General features: G+C 68.1%; 22 protein-coding genes. 15 read left to right on the top strand and 7 right to left on the bottom strand.

Features of this window, described 5'->3' with window-relative positions; translation table 11 throughout:
- Entirely contained in the window at nucleotides 1-345 is a 345-nt protein-coding gene (locus HMPREF2924_RS30000) for a hypothetical protein (protein WP_003092488.1), read from the bottom strand.
- Nucleotides 346-551: 206 nt separating this feature from the next.
- Between HMPREF2924_RS30000 and ppc the strand changes: the two genes are divergently transcribed.
- The 9 genes from ppc (at nucleotide 552) to HMPREF2924_RS30045 (ending at nucleotide 9,830) form a co-directional block, all read left to right on the top strand.
- The gene (gene ppc / locus HMPREF2924_RS30005) at nucleotides 552-3,188 is read left to right on the top strand and encodes a phosphoenolpyruvate carboxylase (protein ID WP_003129901.1); all 2,637 of its coding nucleotides are present in this window, start codon (nucleotides 552-554) and stop codon (nucleotides 3,186-3,188) included.
- Nucleotides 3,189-3,348: 160 nt separating this feature from the next.
- Nucleotides 3,349-3,996 carry an adenylate kinase gene (gene adk / locus HMPREF2924_RS30010; RefSeq protein WP_003092485.1) on the top strand — a complete coding sequence of 216 codons (648 nt, stop codon included), beginning with the start codon at nucleotides 3,349-3,351 and terminating at the stop codon, nucleotides 3,994-3,996.
- Between the two features lie 103 nt (nucleotides 3,997-4,099).
- The gene (gene tsaB / locus HMPREF2924_RS30015) at nucleotides 4,100-4,780 is read left to right on the top strand and encodes a tRNA (adenosine(37)-N6)-threonylcarbamoyltransferase complex dimerization subunit type 1 TsaB (RefSeq protein ID WP_003092483.1); all 681 of its coding nucleotides are present in this window, start codon (nucleotides 4,100-4,102) and stop codon (nucleotides 4,778-4,780) included.
- A 73-nt stretch (nucleotides 4,781-4,853) separates the two neighbouring features.
- Nucleotides 4,854-5,201 (top strand): hypothetical protein, encoded by a 348-nt coding sequence (locus HMPREF2924_RS30020; RefSeq protein WP_003098661.1) that lies wholly within the window; start codon nucleotides 4,854-4,856, stop codon nucleotides 5,199-5,201.
- Between the two features lie 18 nt (nucleotides 5,202-5,219).
- Nucleotides 5,220-6,086, top strand: a complete 867-nt coding sequence (locus HMPREF2924_RS30025) for a DUF72 domain-containing protein (protein WP_003129902.1) — start codon at nucleotides 5,220-5,222, stop codon at nucleotides 6,084-6,086.
- Nucleotides 6,087-6,158: 72 nt separating this feature from the next.
- On the top strand, nucleotides 6,159-6,983 hold the full coding sequence (locus HMPREF2924_RS30030; protein ID WP_003129903.1) for an isocitrate lyase/PEP mutase family protein: 825 nt from the start codon (nucleotides 6,159-6,161) through the stop codon (nucleotides 6,981-6,983).
- A gap of 4 nt (nucleotides 6,984-6,987) precedes the next feature.
- Complete coding sequence (locus HMPREF2924_RS30035; RefSeq protein WP_003129904.1) at nucleotides 6,988-7,683, top strand: extensin-like domain-containing protein; 696 nt, start codon at nucleotides 6,988-6,990, stop codon at nucleotides 7,681-7,683.
- A 55-nt stretch (nucleotides 7,684-7,738) separates the two neighbouring features.
- Complete coding sequence (locus HMPREF2924_RS30040) at nucleotides 7,739-8,524, top strand: class I SAM-dependent methyltransferase (protein ID WP_003129905.1); 786 nt, start codon at nucleotides 7,739-7,741, stop codon at nucleotides 8,522-8,524.
- Between the two features lie 28 nt (nucleotides 8,525-8,552).
- Nucleotides 8,553-9,830 (top strand): cytochrome P450, encoded by a 1,278-nt coding sequence (locus tag HMPREF2924_RS30045; protein WP_003129907.1) that lies wholly within the window; start codon nucleotides 8,553-8,555, stop codon nucleotides 9,828-9,830.
- Between the two features lie 6 nt (nucleotides 9,831-9,836).
- On the opposite strand, the gene mexL is transcribed toward HMPREF2924_RS30045, so the two are convergent.
- Nucleotides 9,837-10,475: an efflux system transcriptional repressor MexL gene (gene mexL / locus HMPREF2924_RS30050; RefSeq protein ID WP_003098648.1), complete on the bottom strand. Its 639-nt coding sequence runs from the start codon at nucleotides 10,473-10,475 to the stop codon at nucleotides 9,837-9,839.
- 95 nt (nucleotides 10,476-10,570) lie between these two features.
- Here mexL and mexJ point away from each other — a divergent pair, with 95 nt between their 5' ends.
- The gene (mexJ, locus tag HMPREF2924_RS30055) at nucleotides 10,571-11,674 is read left to right on the top strand and encodes a multidrug efflux RND transporter periplasmic adaptor subunit MexJ (RefSeq protein WP_003129909.1); all 1,104 of its coding nucleotides are present in this window, start codon (nucleotides 10,571-10,573) and stop codon (nucleotides 11,672-11,674) included.
- Nucleotides 11,675-11,678: 4 nt separating this feature from the next.
- Nucleotides 11,679-14,756, top strand: a complete 3,078-nt coding sequence (gene mexK, locus HMPREF2924_RS30060; RefSeq protein ID WP_003129911.1) for a multidrug efflux RND transporter permease subunit MexK — start codon at nucleotides 11,679-11,681, stop codon at nucleotides 14,754-14,756.
- 40 nt (nucleotides 14,757-14,796) lie between these two features.
- On the opposite strand, the gene HMPREF2924_RS30065 is transcribed toward mexK, so the two are convergent.
- The 3 genes from HMPREF2924_RS30065 to plsB form a co-directional block, all read right to left on the bottom strand.
- Nucleotides 14,797-15,477 (bottom strand): DUF4197 domain-containing protein, encoded by a 681-nt coding sequence (locus HMPREF2924_RS30065; RefSeq protein WP_003129913.1) that lies wholly within the window; start codon nucleotides 15,475-15,477, stop codon nucleotides 14,797-14,799.
- Nucleotides 15,478-15,613: 136 nt separating this feature from the next.
- Entirely contained in the window at nucleotides 15,614-16,012 is a 399-nt protein-coding gene (locus HMPREF2924_RS30070) for a YbaY family lipoprotein (RefSeq protein WP_003119337.1), read from the bottom strand.
- A 142-nt stretch (nucleotides 16,013-16,154) separates the two neighbouring features.
- Nucleotides 16,155-18,659, bottom strand: a complete 2,505-nt coding sequence (gene plsB / locus HMPREF2924_RS30075; RefSeq protein ID WP_003129918.1) for a glycerol-3-phosphate 1-O-acyltransferase PlsB — start codon at nucleotides 18,657-18,659, stop codon at nucleotides 16,155-16,157.
- 283 nt (nucleotides 18,660-18,942) lie between these two features.
- Between plsB and HMPREF2924_RS30080 the strand changes: the two genes are divergently transcribed.
- The 4 genes from HMPREF2924_RS30080 to HMPREF2924_RS30095 are packed head-to-tail and all read left to right on the top strand — an operon-like array spanning nucleotide 18,943 to nucleotide 23,439.
- Nucleotides 18,943-19,866, top strand: coding sequence for an ABC transporter ATP-binding protein (locus HMPREF2924_RS30080; RefSeq protein WP_003129923.1), 924 nt, complete (start codon nucleotides 18,943-18,945; stop codon nucleotides 19,864-19,866).
- The gene (locus tag HMPREF2924_RS30085) at nucleotides 19,863-20,597 is read left to right on the top strand and encodes an ABC transporter permease (RefSeq protein WP_003117479.1); all 735 of its coding nucleotides are present in this window, start codon (nucleotides 19,863-19,865) and stop codon (nucleotides 20,595-20,597) included. The genes HMPREF2924_RS30080 and HMPREF2924_RS30085 overlap by 4 nt, the downstream gene beginning before the upstream one ends.
- A 10-nt stretch (nucleotides 20,598-20,607) precedes the next feature.
- Nucleotides 20,608-22,455 carry a GldG family protein gene (locus HMPREF2924_RS30090; RefSeq protein WP_003129926.1) on the top strand — a complete coding sequence of 616 codons (1,848 nt, stop codon included), beginning with the start codon at nucleotides 20,608-20,610 and terminating at the stop codon, nucleotides 22,453-22,455.
- Nucleotides 22,456-22,458: 3 nt separating this feature from the next.
- On the top strand, nucleotides 22,459-23,439 hold the full coding sequence (locus tag HMPREF2924_RS30095) for a DUF4340 domain-containing protein (protein WP_023094558.1): 981 nt from the start codon (nucleotides 22,459-22,461) through the stop codon (nucleotides 23,437-23,439).
- A gap of 6 nt (nucleotides 23,440-23,445) precedes the next feature.
- Here the strand turns inward: HMPREF2924_RS30095 and HMPREF2924_RS30100 are convergent, their stop codons facing one another.
- The gene (locus HMPREF2924_RS30100; protein ID WP_003092439.1) at nucleotides 23,446-23,868 is read right to left on the bottom strand and encodes a SufE family protein; all 423 of its coding nucleotides are present in this window, start codon (nucleotides 23,866-23,868) and stop codon (nucleotides 23,446-23,448) included.
- Nucleotides 23,865-25,070 carry a cysteine desulfurase gene (locus HMPREF2924_RS30105; protein WP_003109345.1) on the bottom strand — a complete coding sequence of 402 codons (1,206 nt, stop codon included), beginning with the start codon at nucleotides 25,068-25,070 and terminating at the stop codon, nucleotides 23,865-23,867. The genes HMPREF2924_RS30100 and HMPREF2924_RS30105 overlap by 4 nt, the downstream gene beginning before the upstream one ends.
- Nucleotides 25,071-25,094: the final 24 nt, after the last annotated feature.

The raw sequence follows: 25,094 nt of genomic DNA on the forward strand, positions 1-25,094 counted from the left end.
TCAGTGACTGGAGGTGTCTTGTTGCGCGACCAGTTCGTGCAGGTACTTGCGCGAGAGCGACAGGAAGCGTGGGGTAGGGCCGACATCCTCATAGAGCGGATCGCCCTGTTCGTCGGTGGCCACCACCTGACTCCCCTTCACGTAGGGAAAGCTCGCCTCCAGTTCTTCCAGGGCGGCGCCGACCAGCTCGCCCAGTAGTTCCTCGACGCTGCGCCGCGGATACATCTCGTGCAGTGCGGCGAGGCGCGCGGCGCTTTCGACGTCCAGCGGGATGCTGTAGTGGTTGCGGGCCATGCGGCCCTTGGCGGTGTGTTCCCAATGGCGGACAAGCTCACGGATCTTCATGCTGACCTCTTCAGCCCGGTCGTGGCGGGCGTGCTGGGGGGCCCTCGTGGGGCCGTGCCTCGGTGCGGGCACTTCCTTCAGACTAGACCCGATCGGCGCCGGCAGCCTCGCTTCCGGCCCGGCGGCGCCGTACTGGCACCCTGCGGGCTTGTAAGCGCGGGGGCGCCTGAGCCAAGCTGGTTTCCCACCCGCAGTGGAGACAGGTCATGCCGGAAATCGATGCGCGCCTGCGCGAGGACGTCCACCAACTGGGCGAATTGCTCGGCGACACCATCCGCGAGCAGTACGGCCCGCGGTTCCTCGACAAGATCGAGCTGATCCGCAAGGGCGCCAAGGCTGCCCGCCGCGGTTCCGCGGAGGGCGCCCAGCAGCTCACCGCCACCCTCGACGGGCTCGAGGAAGACGAACTGCTGCCGGTGGCACGGGCTTTCAACCAGTTCCTCAACCTGGCCAATATCGCCGAGCAATACCATCGTATCCGCCGGCGCCGGCCGAACGAGCCGGAACCCTTCGAGAACCTGGTGCTGGAAGAGCTGCTGGGGCGTCTCAAGGACGCCGGGCATGCCCCCGGGCAACTGGCTCGCCAGCTCGCCGGGCTGGAGATCGAACTGGTGCTGACCGCCCATCCCACCGAAGTGGCGCGGCGCACGCTGATCCAGAAATACGATGCGATCACCGCGCAGCTGGCGGCCAAGGACCATGCCGACCTGCTGCCGGAGGAGCGCAGTCGCATCCAGCAGCGCCTGCAGCGGCTGGTGGCCGAGGCCTGGCATACCGACGAGATCCGCAAGGTCCGGCCGACCCCGGTGGACGAGGCGAAATGGGGCTTCGCGGTGATCGAGCATTCTCTCTGGCAGGCCTTGCCGAACGTCCTTCGGCATGTCGACGAGGTACTCCTGCGCAGCACCGGCGAACGCCTGCCGCTGACCGCCGCGCCGCTGCGCTTCGCGTCCTGGATGGGGGGCGACCGCGACGGCAATCCCAACGTCACCGCCAGCGTGACCCGCGAGGTCCTGCTGCTGGCGCGCTGGATGGCCGCCGACCTGTACCTGCGCGATATCGACCGACTGGCCGCCGAGCTGTCCATGCAGCAGGCCTCGCCGCAGCTGCTGGCGCGGGTCGGCGATAGCGCCGAGCCCTATCGCGCCCTGCTCAAGCAATTGCGCGAGCGCCTGCGCGTGACCCGCAACTGGACCCACCAGGCCCTGGCCGGCGAGGTGCCGGCCGCGGAGGGCGTCCTGGAGCACAACCGCGACCTGGTCGAGCCGCTGCAACTGTGCCACGAGTCGCTGCACGCCTGCGGCATGGGCGTGATCGCCGATGGCGCGTTGCTCGACTGCCTGCGCCGCGCCGCCACCTTCGGCCTGTTCCTGGTACGCCTGGACGTGCGCCAGGACTCGGTCCGCCATGCCGCCGCGCTGAGCGAGATCACCGAGTACCTGGAGCTGGGCAGCTACGACGAGTGGGACGAGAAGACCCGCCTGGAATTCCTTCTCGAGGAACTGAACAGCCGCCGCCCCCTGCTGCCGGCGCACTACCAGCCTTCGGCGGATACCGCCGAGGTGCTCGCCACCTGTCGGGCGATCGCCGCCGCGCCACCGGCGTCGCTGGGTTCCTACGTGATCTCGATGGCCGGCCAGCCGTCCGACGTGCTGGCAGTGCAACTACTGCTCAAGGAAAGCGGCGTCGACTGGCCGATGCGCGTGGTGCCGCTGTTCGAGACCCTCGACGACCTGGACAACGCCGGCCCCTGCATGGAGCGCCTGCTGACGCTGCCGGGCTACCGTTCGCGGCTCTCCGGGGTGCAGGAAGTGATGATCGGCTACTCCGATTCGGCCAAGGACGCTGGTACTCTCACGGCGGCCTGGGCGCAGTACCGGGCGCAGGAGAAACTGGTGGAGATCTGCCGCCAGCACGAGGTCGAGCTGCTGCTCTTCCATGGCCGCGGCGGCACCGTCGGCCGCGGCGGCGGGCCGGCCCACGCGGCGATCCTGTCGCAGCCACCGGGTTCGGTGGCCGGGCGCTTCCGGGTCACCGAACAGGGCGAGATGATCCGCTTCAAGTTCGGCTTGCCGGACATCGCCGAACAGAACCTCAATCTCTACCTCGCCGCAGTGCTGGAGGCGACCCTGATGCCGCCGCCGGCTCCCGAGCCGGCCTGGCGCGCGCAGATGGACCGCCTGGCGAAGGACGCGCTGCTGGCCTACCGCAGGGTGGTGCGCGACGATCCGCAGTTCGTCGAGTATTTCCGCCTGGCCACGCCCGAGCAGGAACTGGGCCGTCTGCCGCTGGGCAGCCGCCCGGCCAAGCGCCGCGAAGGCGGGGTGGAGAGCCTGCGGGCGATTCCCTGGATCTTCGCCTGGACCCAGACGCGCCTGATGCTGCCGGCATGGCTTGGCTGGGAGACCGCCTTGCTGAACGCCATCGAGCGTGGCGAGGGCGCGCTGCTCGGGCAGATGCGCGAGCAATGGCCGTTCTTCACCACCCGCATCGACATGCTGGAAATGGTCCTGGCCAAGGCCGACGCGGATATCGCGCGGCTCTACGACGAACGTCTAGTGCCGCTCGAGCTGCGTCCGCTGGGGCGTCGTTTACGCGACCTATTGTCGCAGGCGGTGCGCGTGGTGCTGGGACTGACCGGGCAGTCGCTGCTGCTCGCCCACGCCAGCGAGACCCGCGAGTCGATCAGCGTGCGCAACAGCTATCTAGACCCGCTGCACCTGCTCCAGGCTGAGCTTCTGGCCCGTTCGCGGCGCTGCCGGGGCGACGCCTGCGGCGGCCTGGAGCAGGCGCTGCTGGTGACGGTCGCGGGGGTCGCCGCCGGACTGCGCAACACCGGATGAGGGAAGGCGGGGGGCAACTTTCGGTGTCTTGTGCGGTGGGGGGGCGCTGTGTATCTTGGACAGCCTTTTCGGCGCCATACAGTGCCGTTTCCTGCAAATACGAGATTGGCCCCACGAGGCGGATCCAGACTTTCGCTTACCAATTCTAAGGAGCATATCGATGCGTGTGATTCTGCTCGGGGCACCCGGTGCCGGCAAAGGCACCCAGGCACGGTTCATCACCGAGAAGTTCGGCATTCCGCAGATCTCCACCGGCGACATGCTGCGCGCCGCAGTCAAGGCCGGCAGCCCGCTCGGCCAGCAGGTGAAAGGCGTGATGGACAGCGGCGGCCTGGTATCCGACGACATCATCATCGCCCTGATCAAGGAACGCATCACCGAGGCCGATTGCGCCAAGGGCTTCCTGTTCGACGGCTTCCCGCGGACCATCCCGCAAGCCGAAGCGCTGAAGGACGCCGGCGTGACCATCGACCATGTGGTCGAGATCGCCGTCGACGACGAGGAGATCGTGTCGCGTATCGCCGGTCGTCGCGTGCACCCGGCCTCCGGCCGCGTGTACCACACCGAGCACAACCCGCCGAAGGTCGCCGGCAAGGACGACGTTACCGGCGAAGAGCTGATCCAGCGCGAGGACGACAAGGAAGAGACCGTGCGTCACCGCCTGTCGGTCTACCATTCGCAGACCAAGCCGCTGGTCGACTTCTACCAGAAGCTGTCGGCCGCCGAAGGCACCCCGAAATACCACAGCATCGCCGGCGTCGGCTCGGTCGAGCAGATCACCGCGAAAGTGCTTTCGGCCCTGAGCTGATCCGCAGCGCTGTAGCACCGACGGCCCGCTTGCGGGCCGTCGGCGTTTCCGGGGCGGAGAAGGCTGGTACAATCGGCGTCTTTTTCACCACGCGGAACCGTCGATGTCCACTCTGTTGGCCCTGGATACCTCCACCGAAGCCTGCTCCGTCGCCCTGCTCCACGAGGGGCGGGCGCTCAGTCACTACGAGGTGATCCCGCGCCTGCACGCCCAGCGCCTGCTGCCGATGGTCCGCGACCTGCTCGACGAGGCCGGCGTCGCTCTGTCCGCAGTGGACGCCATCGCTTTCGGGCGCGGTCCGGGCGCCTTCACCGGCGTGCGCATCGCCATCGGCGTGGTCCAGGGTCTGGCCTTCGCCCTGCAGCGCCCGGTACTGGCGGTCTCCGACCTGGCGATCCTGGCCCAGCGGGCCTACCGCGAGCAGGGTGCGGAGCGGGTCGCCGCGGCCATCGACGCGCGGATGGACGAGGTCTACTGGGGTTGCTACCAGTTGCAACAGGGCGAGATGCGCCTGGCCGGCAGCGAAGCGGTACTGCCGCCCGAGCGGGTCGCCGTACCGTGGGACGCCGCTGCCGCGGATTGGTTCGGCGCCGGCACCGGCTGGGGCTACGTCGAGCGCATGCCGCAGCGCCCGGCCGCGCTGGACGCGAGCCTGCTGCCGCATGCCGAGGACTTGCTCAGCCTGGCCGGCTTCGCCTGGGCGCGCGGCGAAGGCGTGGAGGCGGAACAGGCGCTGCCGGTGTACCTGCGCGACAACGTGGCGACGCCGAAAAAAGCGCCCTGAAAATGCCGCGCAGCGGTAATTGCCAAGCCTTTCGGGGCTGGCTAGAGTGTGGAGACTTCCCCGGGTTTTGATCATGCGTATCGACGGACTTTCTTCCTCTTCGTTGCCGCTGGAGCGCAGCGCCCGACCGGGCTCGGCGGTCACGCCGTATCGCGACGTGCAGCGCGAGGTCGAGGCGCGGCGCGAGCAGCCGGCGCCGGTTTCCGGCAGCCAGGGCTTCGAGCAGGCGCCGCAGGCGCGCAAGGTCCAGGCCAGTTCGGCGGGCGGCGACAGCCTGCCGGTGAGCGCCCGCGACCTGCTGGCGTTCCAGCGCCCGGTAAGCAGCCATGCGGCGATGGCCCTGGCCAGCTACAACTCCACCGCCAGCCTCAACATCGACGCCGGCGCCGAGGATGTTCTCGGCCTCGACCTCTACGCCTGAGCGGCTCCGCGCGCTCCCGTGGTTTCCCTTCCTTATTTCCTCGGTTGTCCATCCTGGAACGAGGCGGCCTGGCGCGGCAGCTTCTATCCGCGCGAATTGCGTTCCGCCGACTACCTCGGACACTACGGCGGCATCTTCAACGCGGTCGAGGGCAATACCACCTTCTATGCCCGGCCTTCGGCGGAAACCGTGCGGCGCTGGGCCGAGACGATGCCGGCGGGGTTCCGCTTCTGTGCCAAGTTTCCCCGCGATATCAGTCACGAAGGCGACCTGCGCGAACGGCTCGGGGCCGCCGACGACTTCCTCGAACTGCTGGCGCCGCTTGGCGAAAGGGTCAGCCCGCTGTGGCTGCAACTGTCGGCGGCGTTCACCCCGCAGCGCCTGGGCGAACTGCTGTATTTCCTCGATGAGCTGAGTCCGCGACGGATTGCCGTGGAAGTACGCCACCCGGCGTTCTTCGACAAAGGCGAGGACGAGCGCCTGCTCAACCGCCACCTGCGCGAGCGTGGCGTGGAGCGCATCTGCCTGGATTCGCGGGCGCTGTTCAGTTGCCGTTCGGACGATCCGGCGGTGCTCCACGCCCAGTCGAAGAAGCCGCGCCTGCCGATCCGTCCGGCGGCCTTCAGCGATACGCCACAGGTGCGTTTCATCGGCGGTCCCGACCTGCCGGCCAACGAGGTGTTCCTTTTGCCCTGGGTCGACAAGGTGGCCGACTGGATCGAGGCCGGCCTGACTCCATACGTATTCCTGCATACCCCCGACAATCACCTGGCGGCCCAGCAGGCCCAGCGTTTCCATGCGCTGCTGGGCCAGCGCCTGCCAGGCTTGCCGGCGCTACCCGAGCCGATCCCGGCCCCGGAAGTGGAGCAACTGGGCCTGCTCTGAGCGCGGCGCTCGACGCTCCGCCGGCCTGCGCCTAGGCTAGGGAGTCCTTTCCCCGCCACGGAGCCCGCCGTCATGACCAGCCAACGCCAACGCGCCGAACGTTTCCGCGACCTGCACCAGGGGCCCGGCATGCTGGTCCTGCCCAATCCCTGGGATGCCGGTTCGGCGAAGATGCTCGCCAGCCTCGGCTTCGACGCCCTTGCCACTACCAGCGCCGGCCTGGCGTTCTCTCTGGGCCGGCGCGATGCGGAAGGCGCGGTGAGCCGGACCGAGGCGCTGGAAAACGCCCGGGCGATCGTCGCCGCCACCGATCTGCCGGTCGCCGCCGACCTGGAAAACGGCTACGGCGATGCTCCGCAAGACTGCGCCACGACCATCCGCCTGGCCGCCGAGGCCGGCCTGGTCGGTGGTTCCATCGAGGATGCCAGCGGGCGCGCCGGACAGCCCATCTATGAGTTCTCCGCCGCGCTGGAGCGGGTCGCTGCCGCGGTCGAGGCGGCCCGTGCGTTGCCATTCCCATTCACCCTCTGCGCCCGCGCGGAGAATTTCCTGCATGGTCGCGAGGATCTCGACGACACCCTGCGGCGCCTGCGCGCCTATGCCGATGCCGGCGCCGATGTGCTCTACGCGCCTGGCTTGAACCGCCGCGAACAGATCGTCGCGGTGCTCGAAGCGGTGGCACCGAAGCCGGTCAACGTACTGGTCGGTTCGCCGCGCCTGGAGCTGTCGCTGGACGAGCTGGAAGCCCTCGGCGTCAAGCGCGTGAGCCTGGGCTCGAACCTTGCCCGGGTCGCCTTCGGCGCTTTCCATGAGGCGGCGCAGGCGCTGGCGCGGCGCGACCTGGAAGCGACCCGTGCGGCGATGCCTTTCGACCGTATCAACGACCTGTTCCGCTGAACCCGTGCGCCGCCTGGCCTGGTTGCTGCCATTGCTGCTGCTGGCGGGGGCCGTCGGCGCCCTGCGCTACCAGTGGCTCGATCTGCCGGCGCGCTGGAATCCCTGGCTGCCGCTGGACGTGCGCGAACCGCCGAACCTGCTGACCCGCTATAAACTATGGCGGCTGGCCGACGACCGGAGCCTCTGCGACGCCGCCCTGGCCACCTCGCAACTGCGCTACCAGCGGGTCGCCGACGATCCGCCATCGGCTACCTGCCCGTTGAGCAACAGCCTGCGCGTGCGTGGGGCGGCATTGGAGTTGAGCAGCAGCTTTCTCGCCAGTTGCCCGTTGGCAGTGAGCTATGCATTGTTCGAGCGGCACGTGCTGCAACCGGCAGCCCTGGATATCTATGGCCAGCCGGCGACGCGGGTCGAGCATATCGGCAGCTTCGCCTGCCGCAACGTCTACAACCGCGAGAACGGCCGGCGCAGCCAGCATGCTTCGGCCAATGCCCTGGACATCAGCGGTTTCCGCCTGGCCGGCGGGAGGCGAATCCGCCTGGCCACGGACTGGGCCGACCAGGGCGCCGACGGGCGCTTCCTGCGCCGCGTGCGGGACGGCGCCTGCGCCAGTTTCAATGCGGTGCTGGGGCCCGACTACAATGCCGCCCACCGGGATCACTTCCACCTCGACATGGGCCTATGGAAGGTCTGCCGGTGAGCGCGCGCGGGCCAACTCTGGCAAAATCCGCGCTTTCCACGACGATTGCCCGACCATGACCGATTCCACCGCTCCTCGCCTGCATGTCCAAGCCCTGTCCGCCGCTTGCGCCGAGGCTGCGCGGCGCTGGGCGGAGCGACTTGGCCTGCCGTTGGCGGCGGACGACGAGGCGGAGTTCGCCGTGCAGGTCGGCGAGCAGGGCTTGCAGGTCTTGCAACTGGGGGCGGACTCCCCCGGTCCGGTGCGGGTCGATTTCGTCGAAGGCGCCAGCGCCCACCGGCGCAAGTTCGGCGGCGGCAGCGGGCAGATGATCGCCAAGGCAGTCGGCGTCCAGCCAGGCATCCGCCCGCGCGTCCTGGATGCCACGGCCGGCCTGGGCCGGGATGGGTTCGTCCTCGCCAGCCTGGGTTGCGAGGTAACCCTGGTCGAGCGCCAGCCGCTGATCGCCGCCCTGCTCGAGGATGGCCTGGAGCGCGCCGGGCGCGATCCCGACGTGGCGCCGATCGCCGCGCGGATGCGTCTGCTCGGCGGCAACTCGGCGGACCTGATGCGCGCCTGGGACGGCGAGGCGCCGCAGGTGGTCTACCTCGACCCGATGTTTCCCCATCGCGACAAGAGCGCATTGGTGAAGAAGGAAATGCGTCTGTTCCGGCCGCTGGTGGGCGACGATCTCGACGCTCCGGCGCTGTTGCAGGCGGCCCTGGCCCTGGCCAGCCACCGGGTGGTGGTGAAGCGCCCGCGCAAGGCGCCGATCATCGAAGGGCCCAAGCCCGGCTATAGCCTGGAAGGCAAGTCCAGCCGCTACGACATCTACCCGAAGAAGGCCCTGGGCAAGGGCTGAGTGTCGACACCGCAGGGAGGCGGCGAGCATGCAGCAGACCATCGATTGTCCGATTCGCCGGCGCCTGGCGCACCTGCCCTGGGCCAACGACGGGCGTGCCGGCGCCCGCCACTGGCTGGAGATGCAGCGCGATCCGCTGGCCTGGTTGCAGAAGATGCACGTCGCGCAGCCGGACCTCGCGGTCGCCCGCATGGGCCCGCAGCGCCTCTGGTGCCTGTTCCATCCGCAGGCGGTGCAGGAATTGATGGTCGATCGCCGCGATGACCTGCAACGCTGGCAGCCGGCGCTGTGCATGCTGAAACAGTGGAACGGGCGCAGCTTCATGATGCGCGAGGGCGCCCCCGCCCAGGCCCGGCGCAAGGAGGTACGGCCGCACCTGGCGCCGCCGCCGGCCAGCGAGGTTCGCCGCCTGGCCGCGGAGTGGGGCGAGCGGGTGGAGGAGGGGCGCGAATACGACCTCGACCTGGAAATGGCTGCGTTCAGCGTCACCCTCAGCGGTCACGCGCTGTTCGACGTCGACCTGCAACCGTCGGCCTATCGGATCGCCAAGGCGGTGCGCCTGCTGTCGCGGGTGGCATTGCTGGAAATGAGCACCGGCCTGCCGCTGGGCCACTGGTTTCCGAGCAAACTGTGTCCGCGCAAGCGCTGGGCGCTGGGCCAGTTGCGCGAGGCGGTGGGTGAGGTGGCGGAGCGCTCGCCGCGGCCGCTGGCGGACCTGCGCGATGAACTCTGCACCCTGCTCATGGCGTCCCACCAGTCCACCGGCGTGACCCTGACCTGGAGCCTGTTGCTGCTGGCCCAGCGTCCCGAGTTGCTCGCGCGGCTACGCGCCGAGCTGGCGGGAGTGAATTGGACGGCGATCCGCTCGGTCGCCGACCTGCGCGATTGCGCGCTGCTCAGGGCGGTCCTGCAGGAGTGCCTGCGCCTGTACCCGCCGGCCTACGGCCTGGCGCCGCGGCAGGTGACGGCGGACATCGAGGTGTTCGGCCAGCGGCTGAAGCGCGGCGACGTGACCATGGTCTCGAGCTGGATCACCCAGCGCGATCCCCGTTGGTTCGAGGCGCCGCTGGAGTTCCGTCCCGAGCGCTTCCTCGAACCGGCGCGCTGGCCGCGTGGCGCCTACTTCCCCTTCGGCCTCGGTGACCGCGCCTGCCCCGGCACCGCGATGGCGATGATCGATCTGGCGGCGGCGCTGGCCTACTGGGTCGAGCACTGGGAGATCATGCACGACGGCGACCTGGCGCCGCGCGGCTGGTTTTCCCTGCGTCCGCAGCGAGCGCGGGTGCGTTTCCGCCGTCGCGCCTGAGCCGCGTCAGCCGCCCGCGGCGAAGGCGCGCAGGAACAGCGCCACCACTTCTTCCACGTGCCGCTCGCCTTCGGCCTCGTCCAGCGGTTCGGCGCAGCCGATCAACAGGCGGTAATTGGCGCAGCCCTTGACCAGCATGAAGAAGTGTTCGGCGGCGTGGCGCGCGTCCGGGAACGCCAGCTTGCCGCTGCGGCGGGCCTGCTCGAGGAGGCGTTCCATTTCGTCGATCACCTGCTTCGGCCCGGCCTCGAAGAACAGCTCGGAAAGCTTGGGGTTCTGCCCGGCCTGCGCGGCCATCAGGCGGGTCAGGGCGATCGCCTCGTGGCTGTTGATCAGCCGGTGGAAGCCGCGGGCGATATTCAGCAGGACCTTTTCCAGCGGCGCGCCTTCGGCCAGCTGGAAGTACAGGGCGGGAAGCTGCTCGGCGCACTTGGCCTTCACCGCTTCGCTGAACAGGGTTTCCTTGTCGGTGAAGTGGCTGTAGACGGTGAGCTTGGAAACGCCGGCTTCCGAGGCGATGGCTTCCATGCTGCTGCCGTCGTAGCCGTTGCAGAGGAACAGGCGCTTGGCCGCCTCGAGAATGGCTTCCCGTTTGGCCGGGTCCTTGGGCCGGCCGGGACCGACGGAGGAGGTGGGTTCTGACATGCGCTTATACAATTGAAATACTGGACTGATGGGTTCTGTATTTTTACTATACCGCCCAGTATAAGAACTCGAACGCAGTTTGCGGAAGGTGTCACATGTACCGCCATATCCCGCTCGTCGCCCTGTCCCTGCTTTCCTCCCTGTTCCTCGCCGCCTGCGGCAACGGCACGCCGCCGCCAGCCGCGGCGCGTCCGGCGATCGTCGTCCAGCCCCAGCCGGCGGGGGAGGTGAGCCAGGCCTTTCCCGGCGAGATCCGCGCCCGCCACGAGCCTGAGCTGGCCTTCCGCATCGGCGGCAAGGTCATCCGCCGGCTGGTGGAAGTCGGCGAGCGGGTGAAGAAGGACCAGCCCCTGGCCGAACTCGATCCCCAGGACGTGCGCCTGCAACTGGAGGCGGCGCGGGCCCAGGTCAGTGCCGCCGAGGCCAACCTGCAGACCGTGCGCGCCGAGTACCGGCGCTACCGCACCTTGCTCGACCGCAACCTGGTCAGCCATTCCCAGTTCGAGAACATCCAGAACAGCTACCGCGCCGGCGAGGCGCGGTTGAAGCAGATCCGCGCCGAATTCAACGTCGCCGACAACCAGGCCGGCTACGCCGTGCTGCGCTCGCCCCAGGATGGCGTGATCGCCAGCCGGCGCGTCGAGGTGGGCCAGGTGGTGGCGGCCGGGCAGACGGTCTTCAGCCTGGCCGCCGACGGCGAGCGCGAGGTGCTGATCGGCCTGCCGGAACACAGCTTCGAACGTTTCCGCATCGGCCAGCCGGTGTCGGTCGAACTCTGGTCGCAACGCGACAGACGCTTCGCCGGGCATATCCGCGAGCTCTCGCCCGCGGCCGATCCGCAATCGCGTACCTTCGCCGCCCGGGTGGCCTTCGACGACCGCGCGACTCCGGCCGAACTGGGCCAGAGCGCCCGGGTCTACGTCGCCGCCGCCGAGGCGGTGCCGTTATCGGTTCCCTTGTCGGCGCTGACCGCAGAGGCCGGCCAGGCGTTCGTCTGGGTGGTCGAACCGGGCAGCTCGACCCTGCGCCGGCAGCCGGTGCGCACCGGTCCCTATGCCGAGGACCGGGTGCCGGTGCTCGAAGGCCTGAAGGCTGGCGACTGGGTAGTGGCCACCGGGGTCCAGGTGCTTCGCGAAGGGCAGCAGGTGCGTCCGATCGACCGGGCCAACCGCACGGTGAAACTGGCGGCCAAGGAGTAGTCGCATGTCCTTCAACCTTTCCGCCTGGGCGTTGCAGAATCGCCAGATCGTCCTGTACCTGATGATCCTGCTTGGCGCGGTTGGCGCGCTGTCCTACAGCAAGCTGGGGCAGAGCGAAGACCCGCCGTTCACCTTCAAGGCCATGGTGGTGCAGACCAACTGGCCGGGTGCCAGCGCCGAAGAGGTGGCCCGGCAGGTCACCGAGCGTATCGAGAAGAAGCTGATGGAAACCGGCGACTACGATCGCATCGTGTCCTTCTCCCGCCCCGGCGTCTCGCAGGTGACCTTCATGGCCCGCGAGGACATCCATTCCAGCGAGATCCCCGAACTCTGGTACCAGATCCGCAAGAAGATCAGCGACATTCGCGCCACCTTGCCGCAAAGCATCCAGGGCCCGTTCTTCAACGACGAGTTCGGCACCACCTACGGCAACATCTATGCGCTCACCGGCAAGGGCTTCGACTATGCGGTGATGAAGGACTATGCCGACCGCCTGCAACTGCAATTGCAGCGGATCAGGAACGTCGGCAAGGTCGAACTGATCGGCCTGCAGGACGAGAAGATCTGGATCGACCTGTCCAACACCAAGCTGGCCACCCTCGGCCTGCCCCTGGCGGCGGTGCAGAAGGCGCTGGAGGAACAGAACGCGGTGGCCTCCTCCGGGTTCTTCGAGACCGCCAGCGACCGCGTGCAATTGCGCGTTTCCGGGCGTTTCGATTCGGTGGAGGAGATCCGCGACTTCCCCATCCGCGTCGGCGACCGCACCTTCCGCATCGGCGACGTGGCCGAGGTTCGCCGCGGCTTCAACGATCCGCCGGCGCCGCGCATGCGCTTCATGGGCGAGGACGCCATCGGCCTGGCGGTAGCGATGAAGCCGGGCGGCGACATCCTGGTGCTGGGCAAGGCCCTGGAAACCGAGTTCGCCCGCCTGCAGCAGTCGCTGCCGGCCGGACTGGAACTGCGCAAGGTGTCCGACCAGCCGGCGGCGGTACGTACTGGGGTCGGCGAGTTCATCCGGGTGCTGGCCGAGGCGCTGGTGATCGTCCTGCTGGTGAGCTTCTTCTCCCTCGGCCTGCGCACCGGCCTGGTGGTGGCGCTGTCGATCCCGCTGGTGCTGGCGATGACCTTCGCCGCCATGCATTACTTCGGCATCGGCCTGCACAAGATTTCCCTCGGTGCCCTGGTGCTGGCGCTGGGATTGCTGGTGGACGACGCGATCATCGCGGTGGAGATGATGGCGGTGAAGATGGAGCAGGGCTACGACCGCCTCAAGGCGGCCAGCTTCGCCTGGACCAGCACCGCCTTCCCGATGCTCACCGGCACCCTGATCACCGCCGCCGGCTTCCTGCCGATCGCCACCGCGCAGTCCGGCACCGGCGAATACACCCGCTCGCTGTTCCAGGTGGTGACCATCGCCCTGGTGGTCTCCTGGTTCGCCGCGGTGGTCTTCGTTCCCTACCTGGGGGCCAAGCTGCTGCCGGACCTGGCCAGGCTGCACGCGCAGAAGCACGGCGGCAGCGCCGACGGCTACGATCCCTATGCAACGGCCTTCTACCAGCGCTTCCGGCGTCTGGTGGAGTGGTGCGTGCGCTACCGCAAGACGGTGATCGTCCTGACCCTCGCCGCCTTCGTCGGCGCGCTGCTGCTGTTCCGCCTGGTGCCGCAGCAGTTCTTCCCGCCCTCGGCGCGCCTGGAGCTGCTGCTGGACATCAAGCTGGCCGAGGGCGCCTCGCTGCGCTCGACCGGCGAGGAAGTCCAGCGCCTGGAAAAAATGCTGCAGGGCCATGACGGCATCGACAACTACGTGGCCTACGTCGGCACCGGCTCGCCCCGCTTCTACCTGCCGCTGGACCAGCAGTTGCCGGCGGCCAGCTTCGCCCAGGTGGTGGTGCTGGCCAAGGACCTGGAGAGCCGCGAGGCGCTGCGCAAGTGGCTGATCGAGCGGATGAACGAGGACTTCCCGCACCTGCGCAGCCGCATCAGTCGCCTGGAGAACGGGCCGCCGGTGGGCTATCCGGTGCAGTTCCGGGTTTCCGGCGAGGACATCCCGCAGGTTCGCGAACTGGCGCGCAAGGTCGCCGACAGGATGCGCGAGAACCCGCACGTGGTGAATGTGCACCTGGATTGGGAAGAGCCGAGCAAGGTGGTGTACCTGAGCATCGACCAGGAGCGCGCCCGTGCCCTGGGGGTGAGCACCGCCAGCCTGTCTCAGTTCCTGCAGAGCGCGCTGACCGGTTCGCATGTGAGCTTCTTCCGCGAAGACAACGAGCTGATCGAGATCCTCCTGCGCGGCACCGAGCAGGAGCGTCGCGACCTGTCGTTGCTGCCGAGCCTGGCGGTGCCGACCGAGAATGGCCGGAGCGTGGCGCTGTCGCAGATCGCCACGCTCGAATACGGTTTCGAAGAGGGCATCATCTGGCACCGCAACCGCCTGCCGACGGTCACCGTGCGCGCCGATATCTACGACGATTCGCTGCCGGCGACCCTGGTCGCGCAGATCGCCCCGACCCTGGAACCGATCCGCGCCGAGCTGCCGGACGGCTACCTGCTGGAGGTGGGCGGAACGGTGGAGGACGCGGCGAAGGGCCAGAGTTCGGTGAACGCCGGCGTGCCGCTGTTCATCGTGGTGGTGTTGAGCCTGCTGATGGTGCAGTTGCGCAGCTTCTCGCGGATGGCGATGGTATTCCTCACCGCACCGCTGGGCCTGATCGGCGTGACCCTTTTCCTGCTGCTGTTCCGCCAGCCGTTCGGCTTCGTGGCGATGCTCGGGACCATCGCCCTGGCCGGCATGATCATGCGCAACTCGGTGATCCTGGTGGACCAGATCGAACAGGACATCAGCCATGGACTGGATCGCTGGCACGCCATCATCGAGGCTACCGTGCGGCGTTTCCGGCCCATCGTGCTGACCGCGCTGGCGGCGGTGCTGGCGATGATCCCGCTGTCGCGCAGCGTGTTCTTCGGGCCGATGGCGGTGGCGATCATGGGCGGGCTGATCGTCGCCACCGTGCTCACCCTGCTGTTCCTGCCGGCGCTCTATGCCGCCTGGTTCCGCGTGAAGAAGGACGAGGCGCGGGCCTGACGGGAGAAGGGGACGGGGCGATCGCGCCCCGTCCGTCGACTCACCTGGCCGCGCCGAAGACCTTCTTGGCCAGGCTGGTGGCGGCCGCCGCCGGGTTCTGGCGGATGCTCTTCTCCTGCTTGGCGATCATCTCGAAGAGCCCGTCGAGGGCCTGTTCGGTGACATAGCCCTCGACGTTGGCGCTCTTCGCATCGACCACCCCAAGGGTCGCCGCCTGGCTGGCGAAGGCGTTGTACTGCTTGACCAGGCCGACCTCGTCGGTGGCCTGCTTGACGATCGGCAGGAACTTCGCGCGCAGCTGTTCGCGGCTGGACTTGTCCAGGTATTCGGTGGCGGCGTCGTCACCGCCCTTGAGGATGCCCTTGGCGTCGGCCACGGTCATCTTCTTCACCGCCTCCACCAGCAGGCCCTGGGCCTGCGGCACGGCAGCCTCGGCGGCGCGGTTCATGCTCGCCTCGAGCTGGTCGACCTGGGCGCCCATGCCGAACTGCTTCATCAGCTTCGCCGCCTTGCCCAGCTTGCCGGGCAGTTCGATGCGCACGTCCGGGTTGTTGTTGAAGCCGCCCGGCTGGCCAAGCTGGCGGACGGCGATCTGCGCGCCCTGGGTCAGGGCGTCCTTCATGCCGCTGGAGGCGTCGTTCTGCGACAGGTCGGCGAGGGACAGGGCGAGGGCGTTGGCCGAGAGCAGCAGGCCGGCGCAGAGGGCAGTGAGTCGGAACATGACAGCGTCCTTGATGTGGAACGTACGGGGTATCCGGCCGCTCGTCGTGAGGTGGATCGGCAACCGGTAGCGAATAGGAGGTGGAGTGTACTGGAGGGAACCGCCGATTCGCACCGGCGGCTTGCCGCGGTGTGCTTCAGCGCGCCGATTCGACCTGCACGCGATAGGGCTGCGGGTCGCTGCCGTCGAGTTTCACCGAGTGGCGGGTGGTGTTGATGAACAGCAAGCGGCCGTTCAGCTCGATGCGCGCGCTCACCGCGTAGCTGTGGCCCGGCTTGACCTGCTTCGGGTCGTACTCCAGGTGGAACGCCAGCGGCACCTGGCTGGTGATCTCGCGGGTCTGGCTGGCCAACTGCACCGAAGGGGCGTCGGCCAGGGACACGTCTTCCAGGCTCACGCTCAGGCGCGCCGAGGGCGGCAGGGCGATACGCTCGCGGTAGAAGACCTCACCATCGAAGCTGGCGTTCGAAGTCGATTGCTGGGTACCGCAGCCGGCGAGGATGCTGGCGGCGAGCAGCAATGGCAGTTTTTTCATGGGAGCCTCCTTTCAGACGGAACAAAAAACGAGCGGGCCTCTGACCCGGGAAACCAGCATAGGTTGCCGGGCCGGAACAGGGAAAGGTCGCAGGATATTTCAGCGGAGCGGCGCCCGTCCCTCGCAGGGCGGGCGCCGGGTCTCAGTTGGCGGCTGCGTCGTTGCTTTCGGCGGCGGCTTCCTCGGCGGGACGCTCCAGCGCCACCTGGCGGATCGACAGGCGGATCTCCGCCGGCAGCACGCGCTTGGCGGCGCCTTCGGCCAGTTCGCCGAGCAGTTCGTGGTAGCTCAGTTTGCCGGCCTCGTCCTTGCGCAGCACACGCAGGTCGAGAAGGGTCTGGATGAAGTGGCGGAACAGGCTCTTGTCGAAGAACTCCGGGGCGTTCAGGCCATGCAGGATCGACAGGCGCTGGGCCATCACGGTGCAGAGGTTCTCCAGTTCCTCGGCGGTCAGGGCGTTCTGCCCGGCGTTGAGCAGCAGGGCGATGGCCATGTAGAAGCGCTGCAGGGTCTGGGTCACCGAACGAGCGAGGAGGATCAGCAGCACGTATTGCCGCGAGCTTGGCGCCGGGCGGATGAAGGTGTCGTTCTCCTGGCGCAGCAGGCCCTGCTCCACCAGGGCCGCCAGCCACTGGTCGATCACCGCGTCGAGTTCGTCCAGGCTCCAGCGGATGAACAGTTCCGCCTGCAGGTAGGGATAGAGCGCGCGGGCGAAGCGCAGCAACTGTTCGCGGCTGATCCGCGAGTTGCTCTGGAAGAAGCTGGCGATCAGCGCCGGCAGGGCGAAGACGTGGAGGACGTTGTTGCGGTAGTAGGTCGCCAGCACCGCGTTCTGTTCGTCGAGATAGAGGATGCGGCCCAGCGCGTCCTTCTGCTCGGCCAGCAGGTTCATGCTCTTCACGTACTCGATCAGGGCCTGGCCGTCGCCGTCCGGCAGGGTCGCGCTGGGCGAGTAGGGCACCTTGCGCAGCAGCGCCAGGTAGAGGTCGAGGATTCGCGCCAGGGCGCTTTCGTCGAGGGCCTGGCGGCTGGTGGAGAGCAGCGCCAGGGCGACCAGGTTGACCGGGTTGATCGCCGCCGCGTCGTTGAGGTGGCGAGCGACGTCCTTGGCCAGCAGGTTGGTGGTCTGCGGCAGCCAGTTGGGGCGGTATTCCGGGCCGAGGTCCTGGTCCTGCCAGTCGGGCTGGTGGCGGTCGAGGAACTGGTCGAGATGGATCGGCTCGCCGAAGTTCACCCAGACCTGGCCGAAACGCTGTTTCAGGGCGCCGACCACCTTGAACAGGTCGAAGATCGACTCCTTCTTCTTGGTCGCGCCGCGCAGTTCGCCGAGGTAGGTGCGGCCTTCCAGCACGCGTTCGTAGCCGATGTAGACCGGTACGAAGACGATCGGCCGGCGCGAGTCTCGGAGGAAGCTGCGCAGGGTGATGGCGAGCATGCCGGTGCGTGGGTGGAGCATGCGCCCGGTGCGCGAACGGCCACCCTCGACGAAGTACTCGGTAGAGAAGCCGCGGGAGAACAGGGTGTGCAGGTACTCGTTGAACACCGCGGTGTAGAGCTGGTTGCCCTTGAAGCTGCGGCGCATGAAGAAGGCCCCGCCGCGGCGCAGGATCGAGCCGATCACCGGCATGTTCAGGTTGATCCCGGCGGCGATGTGCGGCGGGGTCAGGCCGTTGCGGAACAGCAGGTAGGAGAGCAGCAGGTAGTCGATGTGGCTGCGGTGGCAGGGCACGTAGACGATCTCGTTGCCCTGGGCCACGTCCTGCACCCGCTCGATGTGGTTGACCTTGACCCCTTCGTACAGCTTGTTCCAGAACCAGCTGAGAATGACTTCGAGGAAGCGGATCACCGGATAGGAGAAGTCCGAGGCGATTTCATTGGCGTAGCGCAGCGCGATGCCTTCGGCCTTCTCCTGGGATATCCGTTCGCTCTCGCATTCCTCGTTGATCGCCTGGCGTACCAGCGGCGCGCGCAGCAGGCCCTTGACCAGGTTGCGGCGGTGCGACAGGTCGGGACCGATTACCGCGGTCTTCAGATTGCGGAAGTGCACCCGGAGGATACGGTTGACCATGCGCAGCGTGCGTTCGTGGCCCTTGCCCTGTTCCACCAGCTCGCGCAGGTGGATCGGCGCGGAGAACTGCACGCGGGTCTTGCGTCCGAGAATCAGGATGCGCGCCAGCTTGCGCAGGCGCCCGGTGACCGCCCAGTTGTCGGCGAACAGCAGCTTCCAGGGGCTCGATTCGCTGTCCGGCGATTGTCCCCAGAACACGCTGACCGGAATGATCTGCGCGTCGTCGAGACCGTTCTGGCCGACCGCGGCGAGCATGCGCACCAGGGTCGGCGAGGCGCCGCGCTTGTCCTGGCGGCCGAGCCAGTCGGGTTCGGGCGTCAGGTAGAAGAACGCCGCCGGCTCGATGGCGTCGCCTACCGCTACCGGCATCACCGGACGCGGCAGCCCGGCCTTGCGGCATTCGGTATCCACTACCGCGAGATCGCTGACCGAAGGCTGTTGCAGCACGTAGAGCACCGGCTTGCTGCGGTCGATCTTCAGGGTGAAGGCCGATTGGTTGATGGTTTCCGAGCGTACCCAGAGGTACAGCAGGCGGCGCAGGGCGCCAAAACCAAAGCGGCGGAAAGGGTAGCGGGGCATACGGTGTCTACTGGCAGTTGATCGGGACCCGGCGTGACGGGCGCGGCTAGTTTGCCGCAATCCCCGGAGGGCCGCAAAAGAACGCAACGCGTCCTACGGCGAACGGCGGCGAACAGGTTGCGAATGTAGAACCTTCGGCAGGCGTTCGGGTTCTGTCACGTTTTGCCAAGGTTCTCCCGATGCCCCGTATTGCCAGGCGGCGGGGCGCTTCGGCTATAGTCCCTGCGCGTTTTTCGCGGCCCTGGCCGGACATGGCGGCGGCCGCCGGAACAGGTAGGGGACCATGATCGAAACAAGAAACCTCGGCAAACGCTTCGGCTCGCGGGTGGCGGTGGACGACCTGTCCTTCCAGGTGGCGACGGGGGAGGTACTGGGCTTCCTCGGTCCGAACGGCGCCGGCAAGTCCACCACGATGAAGATGCTCACCGGCTTCCTGGCGCCCAGCGCCGGCACCGCGAGCATCTTCGGCTTCGACATCCGCAGCCGCACGCTGCAGGCGCAGCGGCTGATCGGCTACCTCCCGGAAGGTTCGCCCTGCTACGTGGAAATGACCGTGCAGGGCTTCCTCGATTTCATCGCCGAGATCCGTGGCTACCGTGGTGCCGACAAGCGCGAGCGGGTCGCCCGGGCACTGGGGCTGCTGGAACTGGATGAGGTGCGCCGGCAGACCATCGAAACCCTCTCCAAGGGCTTCCGCCGGCGTGTCGGCCTGGCCCAGGCGATCCTCCACGAACCGCGGGCGCTGGTGCTCGACGAGCCCACCGACGGGCTCGATCCGAACCAGAAGCACCAGGTCCGCGAACTGATCCGCGGCCTCGCGCAGGAGCGCATCGTGATCATCTCCACCCATATCCTCGAGGAAGTCTCGGCGCTGTGCAGCCGCGCCCTGGTGATCGGCGGCGGGCGGCTGCTGGCGGACAGCACGCCGCTGGAGCTGGCCAGCCGCTCGCGCTACCACCAGGCGGTGACGCTCTACAGCGACGACCCCCTGGATACCGTGGCGCTGGCGGTGCTGCCGGGCGTGGCGGGCATCGAGGAGAACCCCGCCGAAGGCAGCCTGACCGTCCTGGCGCAGCCGGGCGCGGTGATCTTTCCCCAGGTCAGCGGGCTGGTCGCCGAGCGCGGCTGGCGGATCCGCGAACTGGACGTGGAGCGCGGCCGGCTCGACGAGGTATTCCGCAACCTGACCCGGGGGACGGAGGCATGAAGCAACTGCCGGTGATCTTCAAGCGCGAGCTGGCGAGTTATTTCGCCACGCCGCTGGCCTATGTGTTCATCGTGATCTTCCTGGTCCTGGCGGGCGTGTTCACCTTCTACCTGGGCAACTTCTACGAACGCAACCAGGCCGACCTGGCCTCCTTCTTCGCCTTCCATCCCTGGCTCTACCTGTTCCTGGTTCCCGCGCTGGCCATGCGCCTGTGGGCGGAGGAGCGCAAGTCCGGCTCGATCGAGCTGCTGATGACCCTGCCGCTGACCCGCTTCGAAGCCGTGGCCGGCAAGTTCCTGGCCGCCTGGGCGTTCGCCGGAATCGCGCTGCTGCTGACCTTCCCCATGGTGCTCACGGTGAACTACCTGGGCGAGCCGGACAACGGTGCGATTCTCGCCGGCTACCTGGGCAGTTGGCTGCTGGCCGGCGGCTACCTGGCCATCGGTTCGTGCATGTCGGCCCTGGCGAAGAACCAGGTGATCGCTTTCATCCTCGCCGTGGCCGCCTGCTTCCTGTTCATGCTCAGCGGCTTTCCGCTGGTGCTCGATGCGTTCAGCCAGTGGGCGCCGCAGTGGTTGCTCGATGCGGTGGCCTCGCTGAGCCTGCTGACCCGCTTCGATGCCGTCAGCAAGGGCGTCATCGACCTGCGCGACCTGCTGTATTTCGTCAGCCTGATCGTCGCCTGGCTGGCCGCCACGGCGGTGGCGGTCGAGCTGAAGAAAGCCGAATGAGGGGGAGTCGATGAAACGCGTGTTGTCCTCTGGCGCCGGGCTGTTGCTGATCGCGCTGGCGTTCCTGGCCTTCAACATGGTCTCCGGCCTGCTGTTCAGCGGCGCGCGGCTCGACCTGACCGAGCAGAAGCTCTACACCATCAGCCCCGGCACCAAGCGGATCCTGGCCGGCCTCGACGAGCCGATCAACCTGTACTTCTTCTATTCGGATAGCGGTGCCCGGGAACTGGTGCCGCTGCGCAACTACGCCAGGCGCGTCGAGGAACTGCTGCGCGCCTACGAGCGCGAGGCGAACGGCAGGATTCGCCTGCAGGTGATCGATCCCGAGCCGTTCTCCGAGAACGAGGACAAGGCCACCGAGTTCGGCCTGCAAGGAATTCCCCTGCAGCAGGGCGGCGACAACCTGTACTTCGGTCTGGCCGGCAGCAACGCCCTGGACGGAGTCCAGGTCATACCCTTCTTCCCGCTCGATCAGGAGGAGTTCCTCGAATACGACATCAGCCGCCTGGTGCAGACCCTGGCCCAGCCGCAGCGGCCGGTGGTCGGCCTGATGTCGTCGCTGCCGCTCAATGGCGGCTTCGACATGGCCAGCCGGCAGCCGACCTCGCCGTGGATGGTCATGGAGGAAATCCGCCAGCAATTCGACCTGCGCAGCCTCAAGAGCGATGCCACGGAAATCCCGCCGGAGGTCTCGGTGCTGCTGCTGGTGCATCCCAAGCAGTTACCCGAGCAGACGCTATACGCCATCGACCAGTTCGTCCTGCGCGGGGGCAAGCTGCTGGCGTTCGTCGACCCCTTCAGCGAGGCCGACAGCGGCAGTGATTTCGCCGCTACGCTGGATGGCGACAAGTCGTCCGACCTCGCGCCGCTGTTCGAGGCCTGGGGGCTGCGCCTGCTGCCGGGCAAGGTACTCGGCGACGGCGCCTATGCGATGTCCATCAGTCTTGGCCGGGACCAGCGTCCGGCCCGGCATCCGGCCTGGCTCAGCTTGCCGCGCGAGGCGCTGGATCAGGACGACATCGCCACTGCCGGCCTGGAAAGCCTGACCCTGGCGACGCCCGGCATCCTCGAAAGGCTCCCCGGAGCGAGCACCAGCTTCACGCCTTTGCTGCAAAGCTCGGCCCAGGCGATGCCGTTCGATACCTCGCGCTTCGGCCTGCTGCGTGACCCCGGCGATCTGATGCGCGAGCTGCGCCCGAGCGGCCGGCGGCATACTCTCGCCGCCCGTATCCAGGGGCCGGCGAAGAGTGCCTTCGCGGAGGGCATCGAGGGGCATCGCGAAGGCCTGAAGGAGGCGCGCAACATCAATGTCATCGTCGTGGCCGATACCGACCTGCTCAGCGATCGCATGTGGGTCCAGGTGCAGGACTTCTTCGGCCAGCGCGTGCCGCAGCCCTGGGCCGACAACGGCGCGCTGGTGGTCAACGCGCTGGACAACCTGTCGGGCACCGACGCGCTGATCAGCGTGCGCTCCCGCGGCCGGTTCAGCCGGCCGTTCGTGGTGGTCGAGCGCCTGCAGCGCGAGGCCGAGACGAGCTTTCGGCAGAAGGAGGAGCAGCTCAAGCAGCGCCTCGCCGATACCGAGCAGCAACTCGCCGCCCTCCAGCAGGGCGCCGCCCCGGAGAAGGCCGTCGAACTGACGCCCGAACAGCAGGCCACGGTGCGCCAGTACATGCAGGAGAAGCTGCGCATCCGCAAGGAGCTGCGCGAGGTGCAGTACCAGTTGAACGCCGATATCGACGCACTGGGCCGCACCCTGAAGCTGGTCAATATCGCCCTGGTTCCCTCCTTGCTCACGGTCGGCGTGCTGCTCGGCTGGCTCTGGCGGCGCCGGCGCATGGCCCGGGGAGGGCATTGACGCATGCGGCGCAATACGCTGATCGTCCTGCTGGCGCTGGTGGCGGCGCTGGCCGGAACCTTCGCCTGGCTGCAGCGCGAGCGCGCAGCCGAGGTACCTGCCTTGCCGGTGGCAGAGCGCTGGCTGCCGGAACTGGACAGCGCGACGCTGAGTGGCCTGCACGTGCAGTTTGCCGACGGTTCGCCGGATATCCGGGTCGAGCGGCGTGCGGGCGCGTGGGTCCTGCCGGCCAAGGCCGACTATCCGGCCGATCGGCTACGCTTGTCGGCGCTGCTCGAGGCACTGGCAGAGGCGCGCAAGGTCGAGGCGAAGAGCGCCAACCCGAAGAACCACGCGCTGCTTGGCCTGGCGGAGCGTGGCGAGGGGCAGGCGCTACGCCTGAGCCTGCAGCGGCAGTCCAGCGAGCCTCTGGTGCTGCTGGTAGGCAAGGATGCGCAGCATGGCGGTAGCTTCGTACGACGACTGGGCGATCCGCAGGCCTGGCTGATCGACAAGCGGCTGCCGTTGCCGAACAACGAACTGGAGTGGCTCGACCGGCGGATCGCCACGCTGCCCTTCGCCCGGGTGCGCGAACTGCAACTGCGCTATCCGAAGGGCGAGCGCCTGGATCTCTATCGCGACGACGCCGGGCAGCCGAACCTGCAGGTCCGGCAATTGCCCTCAGGGCGCAAGCTGGCCTATGAGGCAGCGGCCAACGGCGCGGCGGCGCTGTTCGCCGACCTGCGTTTCGCCGATGTAGCGCCGCTGGCGCAGGTGGGATTCAGACAGGCGCCATTGCTCCTGGTGTTCAGCCTGCGGACGTTTTCCGGCGCGCGCCTGGATGGCGAGATTCGGCGCCAGGGCGAGCAATACTGGTTGTTGCCGAAGAGCGTCGAGGGCTTCGCCGAGGGCGAGGTCGCCGCCCATCCTGACTGGGCCTATCGGATCGAAGAGGACCGCTACCGCGCCCTGGCCCGGCACCTGCCGGAACTGCTGGCGCGCTGAGCGGGCTCAGCCGGCGGTCTGGCCGGCCAGTTCGCGCATGCGTTGCAGCACGGCGTTCAGGCCGTTGCTGCGCGAGGGCGACAGTTGGCGGGAAAGACCCAGGCAGGTGAACCAGTCGTTGAGGTCCAGGCGCGCCAGTTCGCGAGTCTCGATGCCGTCGACCCGTGCCAGCAGCACCGCCAGCAGGCCGCGGATCAGGCGCGCGTCGCTGTCGGCACGGAAGCGCCAGTGGCCGTCGCGCTGCTCGCCGAGCAGCCAGACCAGGCTTTCGCAACCGTGCACGCGATGCTCTTCCTGGCGTTCGTGTTCCGCGAGCGGCGCCAGGCGCTCGCCCCATTGCAGCAGCAGACGCGCACGCTGTTCCCAACTGGCGGTGTGACCGAAGGCGTCCAGTGCCTCCTGGGCCTGTTCGGGGAGAACCGGGTTCATCGCAGCAACTCCAGTGAGCGGTCGAGGGCCAGGAAGAAGCGCTCCAGGTCGTCGGCATCGTTGTACAAGCCCAGCGAGACACGCAGGGCGCCGGGTACCTCGAGGCGTTGCAGCAGCGGCATCGCGCAATGGTGGCCGGCGCGCACCGCGATGCCCTGTTCGCCGAGCAGGTGGGCGAGATCTGCGACGTGCACGCCGTCGACGCAGAAGCTAGCCAGCGCCGCCTGCGGTTCGCCGAGCAGGCTGACGCCGTCGCGCGCCAGCAGGCCGGCGAGCAGGCGGGCGTGGAGGGCGCCTTCGTGGGCGGCGACTTCGGCTTCGTCCAGGGTGGCCAGCCAGTCGATGGTCGCGCCCAGGCCGATCGCCGCGGAAACCGCCGGGGTGCCCGCCTCGAAGCCGAGCGGAGCGGCATGGAAGCTGGCTTCGTGGAAGCCGGTGTGGCGTACCATCTCGCCGCCGAACTGCCAGTGCGCCAGTTGCTCCAGGGCCTGTGGGCGACCCCAGAGCACGCCGATGCCGTCGGGGCCGTAGAGCTTGTGGCCGGAGAATGCGTAGAAGTCGCAGCCCAGGCCCGGCAGGTCGTGGCGTCCGTGGACGCTGCCCTGGGCGCCGTCGACCAGGGTCCAGGCACCGCGCTCGCGGGCCAGCTGGATCAACTCCACCACCGGTTGCCAGGTGCCGAGAACGTTGGACAACTGGCTGATCGCCAGCAGGCGGGTACGCTCGCCGATGATATGGCGAGCCTGCTCCAGGTCGATCACCCCGCGCTCGTCCAGCGGCAATACGCGCAGGACCAGGCCGCGGCGCAGGGCCAACTGCTGCCAGGGAAGCAGGTTGGCATGGTGTTCCAGGGCACTGACCAGCAGTTCGTCGCCAGGCCGGAAATGCCGCTCCAGGCCATAGGCCACCAGGTTGATCGCCTCTGTGGTACCGCGGGTGAACAGCACCTCGGCCGGGTTGCCGGCGTGCAGCCAGTGGGCGACGCGGCTGCGCGCGGCCTCGAAGGCCCGGGTGGCGCGCTCGCCGGGGACATGTTGGGCGCGGTGGACGTTGGCGGCGCCGCCAAGGTAGTAGCCGTTCAGGGCGTCGAGTACGGCCTGTGGCTTCTGGGTGGTGGCGGCGCTGTCGAGGTAGGTCAGGCCTTCCGCGGCGAAGGCGGAAAAGGCCGGAAAGTCGGCGCGCCAGGGAGACGGCAGGGACATGGCGGACACTGTGCGAGGACGGTT

It is taken from the genome of Pseudomonas sp. HMSC063H08 (assembly GCF_001813645.1).
In the GTDB taxonomy this organism is placed as follows: Bacteria; Pseudomonadota; Gammaproteobacteria; order Pseudomonadales; family Pseudomonadaceae; genus Pseudomonas; species Pseudomonas aeruginosa.